This window comes from Pseudomonas sp. 05N433, assembly GCF_056396925.1.
Map to the genome: position 1 here is coordinate 1 of NZ_JBFTML010000056.1, position 13248 is coordinate 13248.

The window sequence follows — 13248 nt, forward strand, 5'->3', positions numbered from 1 at the left end:
TTGAATGACACATCGCTATCGCCAGCAAGCCGGCTCCTACAGGCCAAGCATTACTTGGCCGCTTTAATGGCAGTGCCGAGTTGCTTGGCGGYAGTGGCAGGGTCGGCTTTCGGATCGTTGATGAAGTTGGTCACGACATCAAAGAAAGCACCCTGTACCGCCAGCGTGGTCGCCATGTTGTGCGCCATGCTCGGCTGCAAGCCACCAGTCTTGGCGTCCGCCAGGAAGTCTTTGGCAGCCGTCTGGGCGCAGGAGTCGAAACCGTACTTGCCCATGTCACTCAGCATGTCGTTTCGAACCGGGATCGAACCCTTGTTGATGCTGAAGACTTTCTGGAAGTTCTCACCCAGCACGATCTTGGCAATGTCCTGCTGAGCTGCAGCAGTGCCCTTGTCTTTCTGCTTGAACACGGCCAGCGAGTCGATGTTGTAGGTGAAGGCCTTGTCGGTGCCCGGGAAGGCTACGCACTCGTAATCCTTGCCAGCGACTTTCTTGGCCGCTGTCCACTCGCTCTTGGCCCAGTCACCCATGATCTGCATGCCGGCCTTGCCGTTGATGACCTTGGCCGCCTCCAGGTTCCAGTCCTGGCCTTTGCCGTCGGCGTCCATGTAGGTCGCGACTTTCTTCAGCTCGGTCAGCGCCTTGACCATGTCAGGACCGGTCAGCGCCGCGTTATCCAGATCGACCAGGGCTTTCTTGTAGCCATCGACGCCCATGACCGACAGGACCACCGCTTCGAACACGGTGCTGTCTTGCCAAGGCTGGCCACCGTGGGCAAGCGCAATGAAGCCCGCAGCCTTGAGCTTGTCACCGGCCGCGTAGAATTCCTGAAGGGTGGTTGGCGCTTTTTCGATGCCGGCTTTCTTGAAGACTTCCGGATTGATCCACAACCAGTTGACGCGGTGAATGTTCACCGGCACGGCCACATAGTTACCGTCGTACTTCACGGTATCGGAGACTTTCTTGTCGAGCAGGCTGTCCCACTTCTCAGCTTTGGCAGCGTCTTTCAAGACGTCGGTATCGAGCAGACCGGTAGACGCCCATTCCTGAATGTCCGGACCTTTGATCTGCGCTACACCCGGCGGGTTACCGGCCACGGCGCGGCTTTTGAGTACGGTCATGGCCGTGGCACCGCCACCGCCGGCGACTGCGCCGTCTTTCCAGGTGAAACCGTCTTTTTCGACTTGAGCCTTGAGCACATCGACAGCTGCTTTTTCACCACCAGACGTCCACCAGTGAACGACTTCCACCGAACCTTTGGAATCGGCGGCAAGGGCACTGAGCGGGAATGCAGCAACGGGAAGCAGTGAAGCGAGAGAAATGACAGTAGCGAGGCGAGAAATCGCATTCATCTAGTAGTACCTTTCTTGTTGTTATGCATGCAAGTCTGGTGCTTGCGCTGCATGGATTCTAAACAGGAGTCATACCTTCGCAGGTAACGAAGGGACGTTCGAATGTCACCACATGGTTACATGACTGGTTACACAGCAGCGCTCTGGGACAACTGCCCCAGCGCACTGGCCATGCTCGGCGCCAGCGGCAGGCGCGGGATCAATACAGCCTGCCAGGCGTGATACAGGTCAGGTTTACCGGCCCAGATATCGGCGCTCGGGCGATTCAGCGGATCGAGCTCGTGATGCCAGCTGCCATCGCAGCGGTCGATGAAATGACTGTCACAGAATTCCCAGAACAGTCGGTACCAACGCTCGTACTGCTCATCACCGGTGCGTTTTAGCAGCGCACTGGCGGCGGCGCTGGCTTCGCAATGAGTCCAGTGCAAACGATGACGAACCACCGCGCGATTGTCCCAGTCGAGGGTGTAGACAATGCCCGGCGCGCCATCGATGTCCCAGCCGTGACGGCAATTATGCTCGAAGAGTTTTTGCGCATCGGTGACCAGCCAGCCCGGCGTGAGCATCCCGGCTTGCACCCGCGCCGCTTCAAGGTGCAGTAACAACCGCGCCCATTCGAAACCATGACCCGGCGTGGTGCCGTAAGGGCGGAAACCGTCGGCCGGGTTGTCGTGGTTGTAGTCACGCAGCGGCTGCCAGTCGCGGTCGAAATGTTCGACCACCAGGTAATCGTTGGCGGCGGCGTGTTCGTGAATGACACGCTCGACGATGCGCTGCGCGCGAATCAGCCAGCGGTGGTCCTCGGTGACATCGGCCAGGGCGAGAAAGGCTTCGGTGGCGTGCATGTTGCTGTTGGCGCCGCGATAGGCTTCCTCACAACTGAAGTCGCGGTTGAAGGACTCGCGCATGGCGCCCTCCTCCTCGCTCCAGAAATGGCTGTCGATGATGTGGATCGCATCATCGAGCAAGGCTTGCGCACCGGGACGCTGGGCAACCACCGCAGAACTCGCGGCCAACGCCACGAAGGCATGCAGGTAAGCGGCTTTGCCGGTATTGCCGTCGCGGTGTTCGGGCGTGGCGAACCAGCCACCGTGTTCGGCGTCACGCAGCGGCCCGCTGAGGGCTTTGACGCCGTGATCCACCAGCTCCGCGAACCCCGGCAAACCCTGGATGTGGGCCATGGCGAAGCTGTGGGTCATGCGCGCGGTGTTCATGGTTTCGGCTTGGGCGCTGGCTGGGAGGCGTCCCTTTTCATCAAGGTTGCCGAAACCTTCGGGAAGCTTTGAAGCCCTGGCAAATGCCAACAGGCGCAGGCCTTCGGCGGCGAGCCATTGCTGATGGGCAGGCGCGTTCAGCCAACTGCTGAAGGCGGGTTGGAAGGTGTCCATGCGATACCTTTTTTGTTGTTATGACTGGGACCAGTCTAAACAACGGTCGGTGGCGGGCAGGTAACGAAGGGGGAGCGTTATGTCACCGACCTGTGACATTCACCCTGATTTTGAAGTGAGTGGTTACTTGTGGCGAGGGAGCTTGCTCCCGTTGGGGCGCGGAGCGGCCCTGAAAGAGGGACTGCTGCGCAGTCCAACGGGAGCAAGCTCCCTCGCCACAGGGGCAGTGTCAATCCATTGGTCGCGGCAACTGCAACGTCACGCGCAACCCGCCTTCACGCAGGTTTTGCAGGCTGACTTCACCGCCATGGCTATGGGCAATGTTGCGGGCAATCCCCAGCCCCAGGCCATAACCCTGTTGCTGCCCGGCCAGGCGGAAGTGCGGCTCGAACACTTGCTCCAGCCGCTGCTCCGGCACACCCGGACCTTCGTCGTCGACATGCAGGACGAACGCGCTCTCGTCGTCATCGATGTGCAGATGCGCGTTCTGCCCGTACTTCAAAGCGTTGTCGATCAGGTTGCCGATGCAGCGCTTGAGCGCCAGTGGCTTGCCGGGATACGGCGCCAGCGCCCGCCCCTGCTGAGTCACGCGGCCATTGCCGTTGGGCGCCAGATACGGTTCCACCAGGCAGTCGAGCACATGGTTGAGGTCCACCGGCTCGATGTTTTCGTGGATGTCGGTGTCTTTCACGCATTGCAGCGCGCCCTTGACCAACAACTCCAGCTCATCCAGATCACGTCCGAACTTGGCTTGCAGCTTTTCGTCTTCAAGCAATTCAACCCGCAGTCGCAGCCGAGTGATCGGTGTGCGCAAGTCATGGGAAATCGCGCTGAACAACTGGCTGCGCTCGGTCAGGTAACGGCTGATGCGTTCACGCATCGCATTGAACGCGCGACCGACTTCCACCACTTCACTGCCGCCCCCCTGAGCGACCGGTTCGACGTCGGCGCCCAGGGACATGTCCCGCGCCGCCCGCGCCAATCGCTTGAGCGGTCGGCTCTGYCAGTGCACCAGCAGGCCGATGAACAGGAGCAAGAAGCCGCTGGTGAGTACGATGAACCAGACTTGCTGTGCCGGCAGGCCTTGCTCTTCGAGACTGGTGTAGGGCTCGGGCAACAGCGAAGCGATGTACAGCCATTCCCCCGGCGCCATCTGGATTTGCGTGACCAGTACCGGTGGATTCACTGGCTCCAGGGTCAACGCGTAGTGCGCCCAGGAGCGTGGCAATTCATCGAGTTTCAGCCCGCTATTGAAGATCCGCAGGTCTTCGGGGCTGACGAACGTCACCGAAATATCCGCGTCTTGGCCCAGCGACTGGCGCAGCACCTCGTCCACCGCTTTGAGCACCGCTTCTTTGCGCGGCGTGATCGGCAGCACTTCCATGCCTAAGGGTTTGTCGTTGAGGGTGACCACGAACCGGGTGCCGCCCATGCTGCGCAACTGGTCGAGCACCAGCGGCCTGAACGCCACCGGCAACGAGCGGAAATAACTGACGCTGGCCGTCATCGAATGGGCCAGGCTGCGGGCGCTGGTGACCAGGCCTTCGAGTTGGGTAGCACGCAGTTGCGAAACCCAGATCACGCTCGACAGCGTCTGGGCGAACAGCACCGCCAACAGGGTCAGCAGCAACATGCGCCCGAGCAGCGAGCGCGGCACCGGCACGCGCCCGGCGAGCTTGCGCAGGAACTCAGTGACCATTGCCGGCAACCACGTTGGCTGCCAATTGGTAGCCGCTGCCACGCACGGTCCGGATCAGCCGCGGCGGCTTTTCGGTGTCGCGCAGACGCTGGCGCAAACGGCTGACCGCCATGTCGACGATGCGATCGAGCGGCATCAGGTCACGGCCACGGGTGGCGTTGCCGATGGTGTCGCGGTCGAGGATTTCCTGGGGGTGATCGAGGAACAGTTTCAGCAGGGCGAAATCGGCGCCGGAGAGAATCACTTCCTCGCCGTCGGTATGGAACAGCCGATGGCTGACCATGTCCAGCCGCCAGTCGTCGAAGGCCAGCACTTCACCGCCGGAACGCTCCTGACCGAACTGCGCGCGACGCAACAAGGCTTTGATCCGCGCCTGCAATTCACGGGGGCTGAAGGGTTTGCCGAGGTAGTCGTCGGCGCCCAGTTCCAGGCCGATGACGCGGTCGGCCTCATCGGAACTGGCGGTGAGCATGATGATCGGCACGTGGGCCTGGCGCGGGTGCTGGCGGATCCAGCGGCAGAGGCTGAAACCATCTTCGTCCGGCAGCATCACGTCGAGGATCACCAGATCGCTCGGCGCCTCGTTCAGCGCCTGACGAAAGCCTGCGCCATCGGGCGTGGTGCGGACCTGGAAACCGGCACGGGTCAGGTAGGTGTCCAGCAACTCGCGTATCTCTTGATCGTCATCGACCAACAAAATCGACTTGTTGACTGAGCTCACGGCGGCATCCTTGTTGTTTGTGTTGGGGAGGATTATGCCTTACGGAAATCTGATGACGTGCGCGGATTTGTGGCGAGGGGGCTTGCCCCCGTTGGATCGCGTAGCGGTCCTTTTTTACGACTGCTTCGCAGCCGAACGGGGCGGTGCGGCGTTCCGACAAGCCCCCTCGCCACAGGTCTCAGGCCTGCTCCAGCGCCACACCCGCGCCAACTAGGCCGGAATACGGCGCTGTCACCAGCCACACCGGAATGCCTTTGAAGTAATCGCTCATGCAACCCTTGTCGGCAAAGCACCGGGCGAAACCGCTTTTAACGAAAAAGTCGGCAAACCGTGGAATCACTCCACCAACGATGTACACACCACCCCGTGCACCGGTGGTCAGCACATTGTTGCCGGCCACGCGGCCGAGCCAGCAGCAGAACTGCTCGAGCACTTCCAGGGCAATCGGATCACCCGCCAGCCCGGCCGCCGTGATCGCCTCAGGCGTGTCGAGCACAGGCGTGTGGCCATCCACCGCGCAGATCGCCCGGTACACTCGCGGCAAACCACTGCCGCTCAACGCCGTTTCAGCGCTGACATGGCCGATCTCGTTGTAGATGTGCTGCCACAGTTGGGTTTCCCGCGGGCTGCTCAGYGGCAGATCGACGTGACCGCCCTCCCCCGGCAACGCGGCAAAACGGCCCTCGCCCAGATCGAGCAACGTGCCTACGCCCAAGCCTGTACCCGGGCCGATTACCACCGCCGGCCGCAACGGCTCCGGCGTGCCTTCGCAGACCACCCGGAACTCGCCCGGCTGCAAGCGGGTCATGCCCAGCGCCATGGCCGAAAAATCGTTGACCAGTAGCAGTTGATCCACCTGCAAGGTCTTGCAGAAACCCTTGCGACTGAGCCGCCAGTGATTGTTGGTGAACTTGAATTCGTCACCGCTCACAGGGCCGGCCACCGACAGGCACACCGAACCGATCGAACCCGGCGCCAGGCCGAGCCCGTTCAGGTACAGCGCAATCGCTTCTTCCGGGGTGGCGTGGTCTGCCGTTGCCAGCACCTGGACTGATTCCAGTTGCTGGTTTTTCCACAACGCGAAACGTGCGTTGGTCCCACCGATGTCACCGACCAAAGCCAGTTTCAATTAAGCGTCTCCAGGGCAGAAGTAAAGGCGCTGGCGCCTTGCTCTGCGGAGCTGAAGGCCATGCGCATGAAACCAAACAGTTCGCGACCGGTGCCGATGTTGTTGCCCAACAGGCCTTTGGCCGGCTCGCGTGCTGCGAATTCTTCGGCGTCCACCTTAAGCTCCAGGGTGCCTTTGACGCCATCGACGCGGATGATATCGCCCTCACGCACCCGTGCCAAAGCGCCGCCCACATAAGCTTCGGGGCTGACGTGGATCGCCGCCGGGATTTTCCCCGAGGCGCCGGACATGCGCCCGTCAGTCACCAACGCAACTTTGAAGCCACGGTCCTGCAACACACCGAGGAACGGCGTCATCTTGTGCAGTTCCGGCATGCCGTTGGAGCGCGGGCCCTGGAAGCGCATTACCGCGACAAAATCCTTCTCCAGCAGACCGGCCTTGAATGCATCGGCCAGGTCCTGTTGATCCTGGAACACCATGGCCGGGGCTTCGACGACCTGGTTTTCCAGGGCAACCGCCGAGACCTTCATCACACCACGACCGAGATTGCCTTCCATCACCCGCAAACCGCCTTCTGGCGAGAATGCACGAGCCACTGGGCGCAGGATGTTTTCGTCGAGGCTTTCGATCGGGCCTTCGCGCCAGACCAGTTCGCCGTTATCGAGGAACGGCTCCTGGGTGTAGCGGCTCAGGCCGTGGCCGAGCACGGTGTTGACGTTTTCATGGAGCAGGCCGGCTTCCAGCAGTTCGCGGATCAGGAACGACATGCCGCCCGCTGCCTGGAAGTGGTTGATGTCGGCTTTGCCGTTCGGGTACACGTGGCTCAGGGTCGGCACCACCTCGGAGAGGTCGGCCATGTCCTGCCAGGTCAACTGGATGCCTGCGGCCATGGCGATGGCCGGCATGTGCAAGGTGTGGTTGGTCGAGCCGCCGGTGGCGTGCAGGGCCACGATGGAGTTGACCAGCGAACGCTCGTCGACGATTTCGCCGATCGGCAGGAAGTTGCCATTCTGCTTGGTCAGGCGCGTCACCTGATGCGCCGCTTCGCGGGTCAGCGCATCGCGCAACGGCGTGTTCGGGTTGACGAACGAGGCGCCCGGCAAGTGCAGGCCCATGACTTCCATCAGCAACTGGTTGGTGTTGGCGGTGCCGTAGAACGTGCAGGTACCAGGGCTGTGGTAGGACTTCATCTCCGATTCCAGCAGCTCTTCGCGGGTCGCCTTGCCTTCGGCGTAGCGCTGACGCACATCGGCTTTCTGCTTGTTGGAGATGCCCGACACCATCGGCCCRCCCGGCACGAAAATCATCGGCAGATGACCGAAGCGCAACGCGCCCATCATCAGGCCCGGCACGATCTTGTCGCAGATGCCGAGCATCAGCGCGCCGTCGAACATGTTGTGGGACAGCGCCACGGCGGTGGACAACGCGATCACTTCACGGCTCGGCAGGCTCAGTTCCATGCCTGGCTCGCCCTGGGTCACGCCATCGCACATGGCCGGGGTGCCGCCGGCGAACTGGCCGACGGAGCCGATTTCGCGCAGGGCTTTTTTGATCTGTTCAGGAAAGACTTCGTACGGCTGGTGCGCCGAGAGCATGTCGTTATATGACGAAACAATTGCGATGTTGGCGGAGTTCATCATCCGCAGGCTGTGCTTGTCGTCGCTGCCACATCCGGCCACGCCGTGGGCGAAGTTGGCGCATTGCAGCTTGCCGCGCATCGGGCCGTCACTGGCGGCGCCACGGATCAATGCAAGGTAAGCCTCACGCGTGGCGCGGCTGCGGGCGATAAGCCGTTCGGTGACCTCAAGGACGCGGGGATGCATGTGTAGAACTCCAGGCTAACGGATGTGGCGACCTGATTGTCTATGCTGATCAAACGCCGTTGTGATCGGGATGACAGACGGCTTTCTTGATCATTCGGACCAGTTGATTCAGGTCACTCGTTGTAGATAAAACAAAATATTGCCACTAAAAAGGCTTGTTTTCTATTTTTTTGCGAATAATCTTGTAATTCCAACAACAAAACGACGGCGGCGCTGTAAATGACTCTTCGAATCGCAATCAATGGTTTTGGCCGTATCGGCCGTAATGTCCTGCGCGCACTGTATACCCAAGGCTATCGTCAGGATCTGCAGATCGTGGCAATCAACGACCTGGGCGACAGTTCGATGAATGCTCACCTCCTGAAATACGACACCGTTCACGGCACATTCGATGCCGATGTCCAGCACGATCAGGAAAGCCTGACCGTCAACGGCGACCGTATTTCGGTCAGCGCCATTCGCAACCCGGCCGAACTGCCCTGGGCCGCGGAGAAGGTCGACGTCGTATTCGAATGCACCGGTCTGTTCACCGACCGCGCCAAAGCCGCCGCCCATATTACGGCCGGCGCGCGCAAAGTGATTATCTCGGCCCCGGCCAAAGGCGCCGACGCCACTGTGGTTTATGGGGTTAACCACGACATTCTGCGCCAGTCGCACCAGATCATTTCCAACGCCTCGTGCACCACCAACTGCCTGGCCCCGGTGGCCCAGGTGCTGCACCGCGAGCTGGGCATCGAAAGCGGTCTGATGACCACCATCCATGCCTACACCAACGACCAGAACCTGACCGACGTCTACCACACCGACCCGTACCGCGCCCGTTCCGCCACCCAGAACATGATCCCGAGCAAGACCGGCGCCGCTGAAGCGGTAGGCCTGGTGCTGCCAGAACTGGCGGGCAAACTGACCGGCATGGCGGTGCGTGTTCCGGTGATCAACGTGTCGCTGGTGGACCTGACCGTGCAGCTCAAGCGCGAAGCGTCGGCCGATGAAGTGAATGCGCTGCTCAAACAAGCCAGCCAACACTCGAAGATTCTCGGCTACAACGCCCTGCCGCTGGTATCCAGCGACTTCAACCACAACCCGCTGTCGTCGATCTTCGACGCCAACCACACCAAGTCCAGCGGCAAGCTGCTCAAAGTGCTGGCCTGGTACGACAACGAGTGGGGCTTCTCCAACCGCATGCTCGATAACTGCCTGGCGCTCTGCAACGCAGAGTAAACCGTGGAGCAGCAACCGATGATCGGTATCAGCTTTACGCATAAGACCATGGCGGCGCGCAAGCGTATCGCCCTGGTCGCCCATGACCATTGCAAAGTGTTTTTGCTGGACTGGGCCGAGCGGCAGAAAGACAAACTCGCGCAGCATGAACTGGTCGCCACCGGCACCACGGGGTTGTTGTTGCAACAACGCCTCGGCCTGCCGGTGGAAAGCATGATCAGCGGGCCGCTGGGCGGCGACCAGCAACTCGGCGCGCAAATCGCCGAGCAGCGCGTCGACATGCTGGTGTTCTTCTGGGACCCGTTCGAACCGCAACCCCACGACCCGGACATCAAGGCGTTGCTGCGGGTCGCGGCGGTGTGGAACATCCCCGTGGCCTGCAACGAATGCAGCGCCGACTACCTGCTCAGCAGCCCGTTGATGGATCAGGCTCACGAACACCGCATCCCGGATTACGCGACCTATCTGCAGGGGCGTGGGTAAAGCGCTGGCATAAATCCTCTGTGACAACAGGCTCGCTCCCACGGGAATGCATATCCCCGTAGGAGCGAGGCTTGCCCGCGAAGGTCGCAACACGGTCAACGACTTCGCGGGCAAGTCGGAGCGCCGCACCGCTCTCTCTACAGGATTTCATCTGGCCGAGCCGTCTTTTTGAACTATGCTCGGGCTCTCGCTCCGGAGGGCCTTCGATGACTGATTTACTCACGTCCATTCAAGCCGCACTCGGCTTGCCTCACACCCCAATCCCGTTCACCTCGAGCGGCGCCCTGCCCTCGGCATTTGCCGTGACCGATCTGGCCTGCGCCAGCATTGCTGCCGCCGGCCAGGCCGCCAGCGAACGGCTGCACCGGCAAACCGGTCGTTTGCCCAGCCTTGAAGTTGACCGCCGCCTGGCGTCGTTCTGGTTCGCCACCTCGATCCGCCCCGTGGGCTGGAGCGTCCCGCCGCTGTGGGATCCGGTCGCCGGTGACTACGCGACCAAGGACGGCTGGATCCGCCTGCACACCAACGCGCCCCATCACCGCGCCGCTGCTGAGTCAGTGCTCGGCGCCTGTGCCGACCGCGCAGCGATGGCGAGCAAAGTGGCTCAGTGGGCGAAAAGCGATCTGGAACAAGCAGTGGTCGAGGCCGGTGGTTGCGCCGCCGAGATGCGCAGCTGGAAGCAATGGCAAGCTCACCCCCAAGGCCAAGCCGTGAACGCCGAGCCGTTGATTCAGTTCAACGTCGGTGGCAGCCCAACCGCCAAACCGTGGCAAGGCTCGGTGGCGCAACCGTTGGCCGGGATCAAGGTGCTGGACCTCACGCGAGTGCTCGCCGGCCCGATCGCCAGCCGCTTCCTCGCCGGACTCGGCGCCGACGTGCTGCGCATCGACCCACCGACCTGGAACGAACCGGGCGTGGTGCCGGAAGTCACCCTGGGCAAACGCTGTGCGCGCCTGGATCTGCACGACAAAGCCGATCGCGCGGTGTTCGAAAGCCTGCTCAAGGACGCCGACATTCTGCTCCACGGCTACCGCGCCGACGCCTTGGAACGCCTGGGTTACGGCATCGCCCAACGCCAGGCACTGGCCCCGGGCCTGATCGATGTTTGCCTCAACGCTTACGGCTGGAGCGGCCCCTGGCAAAACCGCCGCGGCTTCGACAGCCTGGTGCAGATGAGCAGCGGGATTGCCGACGCGGGCATGCACTGGAAGAAGGCGGATAAACCGACACCGCTGCCGGTCCAGGCCCTTGACCATGCCACCGGGTATTTGATGGCGGCCAGTGCAATCAAGCTATTGGGGCACGGTGGCTCTGCGCGGCTGTCGCTGGCACGGACGGCGAAGCTGTTGATCGAACATGGCGCCGGAACCAACGAGCCGTTGCGCGCAGAGGATGACCACGATCAAGGGATGTTGATTGAGCAAACGCCGTGGGGACCGGCCCATCGGTTACAGGTGCCGTTGAAGATCACCGGGACACCACTGCAATGGGCGCTGCCGGCCGGGGAACTGGGCGCCCATCGCGCGCAGTGGTGGTGATCACCAGATAGCTTTCGCGGGCAAGCCCGCTCCCAAAGGTATAGCGTGATCCTGTGGGAGCGTGGCTTGCCCGCGATGAGGCCAGAACAGTCACTGCAAACACTGTCACGTAGTTATTTTTAACTAAACAGATAAAACGAAATAACGATTATTCATTAATTCCAGTACCGCGCACCTGATAAATCAAATCTGTCATATAAACAGTTATCAGAAAATTGGCGAAACCGCAGAAACACACTAATTTCAAAGCCCAAGCAATACCGCTTACGCCCACCTGACTTGCCCCCCTCTGAACAGGGCTTCCCCGGTAATACCGCTATGTCCGAGAAAGATACATAAGTCTTTCATTAACAATGGAATGTGCCCATGCACTGATCTATGTCAGCTGATTGAACAGCCAGCAGAACTACTCTGTTGTCTCTCTTCTCCTGCACTGGAGTCATGCTATGTCTGAATCCCCCGGAAAACTGAAACTCGGTGCGCTCGTTGCTTTAGTGGTCGGTTCAATGATTGGTGGCGGAATCTTCTCTTTGCCCCAGAACATGGCCGCCAGTGCGGATGTCGGTGCTGTTCTTATTGGTTGGGTAATCACCGCAGTGGGCATGTTGACCCTCGCTTTCGTCTTCCAGACCCTGGCCAATCGCAAGCCTGAGCTGGATGGCGGTGTTTATGCCTACGCCAAGGCCGGTTTCGGCGACTACATGGGTTTCTCGTCGGCCTGGGGATACTGGATCAGTGCCTGGCTGGGCAATGTGGGTTACTTCGTTCTCTTGTTTAGCACCCTCGGCTACTTCTTCCCCATTTTTGGGGAGGGAAATACCGTGGCTTCGGTAATCGGCGCCTCGCTGCTGCTTTGGGCGGTGCACTTTCTGGTTTTACGGGGAATCAAGGAAGCGGCGTTCATCAACCTGGTGACCACCGTCGCCAAGGTCGTACCGCTGCTGCTGTTCGTGTTGATCGCCTTGTTCGCGTTCAAACTGGAGATCTTCACCGCCGACATCTGGGGCATCAAAAACCCTGACCTGGGCAGTGTGATGAACCAGGTGCGCAACATGATGCTGGTCACCGTGTGGGTGTTCATCGGCATCGAAGGCGCGAGCATTTTCTCGGCCCGTGCCGAAGTACGCAGCGACGTGGGTAAAGCCACCGTCATCGGCTTCATCACCGTGCTGTTGTTCCTGATGCTGGTGAACGTGTTGTCCCTGGGGATCATGACCCAACCTGCGCTGGCGAAACTGCAGAACCCGTCGATGGCCGCGGTGCTGGAACATGTGGTCGGTCATTGGGGCGCGGTGCTGATCAGCGTCGGCCTGATCATTTCCTTGCTCGGGGCGTTGCTGTCATGGGTGTTGCTGTGCGCGGAGATCATGTTCGCTGCCGCCAAGGACCACACCATGCCGGCGTTTTTGCGCCGTGAAAACGCCAACCTTGTACCGGCCAACGCGCTATGGCTGACCAACGCGATGGTGCAGCTGTTTCTGATCATCACACTGTTTTCGGCCAGCACTTACCTGTCGCTGATCTACCTCGCTACCTCGATGATCCTGGTGCCCTATCTGTGGTCGGCGGCCTATGCCCTGCTGCTGGCAGTGCGCGGCGAGAGCTATGAAAACGCTGCGGCCGAGCGCAGCAAAGACCTGGTCATCGGTGGCATCGCACTGATCTACGCGATCTGGCTGCTGTACGCCGGCGGCGTCAAATACCTGCTGCTCTCCGCCCTGCTGTATGCCCCCGGCGCGATCCTGTTCGCCAAGGCCAAACTTGAAGTCGACAAACCGGTTTTCACTAACGTCGAGAAGCTGATTTTCGCCGCCGTCGTCGTAGGCGCCCTGGTGGCGGCCTATGGGCTGTATGCCGGTTTTCTGACCCTTTAGCACTGTAATGAAAAGCAGCA

At 60.9% G+C, this 13248-nt stretch carries 10 protein-coding genes; 4 read left to right on the plus strand and 6 right to left on the minus strand.

Annotation, left to right across the window (positions count from 1 at the left end; translation table 11 throughout):
- Positions 1–50: 50 nt before the first annotated feature.
- From AC1DIS_RS24530 to edd, 6 genes are all read right to left on the minus strand, one after another.
- Positions 51–1352, minus strand: a complete 1302-nt coding sequence (locus tag AC1DIS_RS24530; protein WP_477781132.1) for an ABC transporter substrate-binding protein — start codon at positions 1350–1352, stop codon at positions 51–53.
- 128 nt (positions 1353–1480) lie between these two features.
- Complete coding sequence (locus tag AC1DIS_RS24535; protein ID WP_477744588.1) at positions 1481–2740, minus strand: D-mannose isomerase; 1260 nt, start codon at positions 2738–2740, stop codon at positions 1481–1483.
- A gap of 229 nt (positions 2741–2969) precedes the next feature.
- Positions 2970–4439, minus strand: a complete 1470-nt coding sequence (locus tag AC1DIS_RS24540) for an ATP-binding protein (RefSeq protein ID WP_477781133.1) — start codon at positions 4437–4439, stop codon at positions 2970–2972.
- Positions 4429–5160, minus strand: coding sequence for a response regulator (locus AC1DIS_RS24545; protein ID WP_007934711.1), 732 nt, complete (start codon positions 5158–5160; stop codon positions 4429–4431). Before AC1DIS_RS24545 ends, AC1DIS_RS24540 begins: the two co-directional genes overlap by 11 nt.
- A 178-nt stretch (positions 5161–5338) precedes the next feature.
- Positions 5339–6289 (minus strand): glucokinase, encoded by a 951-nt coding sequence (locus AC1DIS_RS24550; RefSeq protein WP_138866917.1) that lies wholly within the window; start codon positions 6287–6289, stop codon positions 5339–5341.
- The gene (gene edd / locus AC1DIS_RS24555) at positions 6286–8112 is read right to left on the minus strand and encodes a phosphogluconate dehydratase (RefSeq protein ID WP_018926475.1); all 1827 of its coding nucleotides are present in this window, start codon (positions 8110–8112) and stop codon (positions 6286–6288) included. Before edd ends, AC1DIS_RS24550 begins: the two co-directional genes overlap by 4 nt.
- A gap of 219 nt (positions 8113–8331) precedes the next feature.
- On the opposite strand from edd, the gene gap reads away from it, so the two are divergent.
- The 4 genes from gap (at position 8332) to arcD (ending at position 13228) form a co-directional block, all read left to right on the plus strand.
- Positions 8332–9333 (plus strand): type I glyceraldehyde-3-phosphate dehydrogenase, encoded by a 1002-nt coding sequence (gene gap / locus AC1DIS_RS24560; protein WP_007934706.1) that lies wholly within the window; start codon positions 8332–8334, stop codon positions 9331–9333.
- A gap of 18 nt (positions 9334–9351) precedes the next feature.
- Positions 9352–9816, plus strand: a complete 465-nt coding sequence (locus tag AC1DIS_RS24565; RefSeq protein WP_064616377.1) for a methylglyoxal synthase — start codon at positions 9352–9354, stop codon at positions 9814–9816.
- Between the two features lie 206 nt (positions 9817–10022).
- Positions 10023–11354: a CoA transferase gene (locus AC1DIS_RS24570; protein ID WP_477744586.1), complete on the plus strand. Its 1332-nt coding sequence runs from the start codon at positions 10023–10025 to the stop codon at positions 11352–11354.
- Positions 11355–11800: 446 nt separating this feature from the next.
- Positions 11801–13228 (plus strand): arginine-ornithine antiporter, encoded by a 1428-nt coding sequence (gene arcD, locus AC1DIS_RS24575; RefSeq protein WP_086944504.1) that lies wholly within the window; start codon positions 11801–11803, stop codon positions 13226–13228.
- Positions 13229–13248: the final 20 nt, after the last annotated feature.

Coding starts and splice junctions, on each gene's coding strand:
- AC1DIS_RS24535 (WP_477744588.1), bottom strand. CDS start 2,740: ATGGACACCTTCCAACCCGCCTTCAGCAGTTGGCTGAACGCGCCTGCC.
- gap (WP_007934706.1), top strand. CDS start 8,332: ATGACTCTTCGAATCGCAATCAATGGTTTTGGCCGTATCGGCCGTAAT.
- AC1DIS_RS24565 (WP_064616377.1), top strand. CDS start 9,352: ATGATCGGTATCAGCTTTACGCATAAGACCATGGCGGCGCGCAAGCGT.
- AC1DIS_RS24570 (WP_477744586.1), top strand. CDS start 10,023: ATGACTGATTTACTCACGTCCATTCAAGCCGCACTCGGCTTGCCTCAC.
- arcD (WP_086944504.1), top strand. CDS start 11,801: ATGTCTGAATCCCCCGGAAAACTGAAACTCGGTGCGCTCGTTGCTTTA.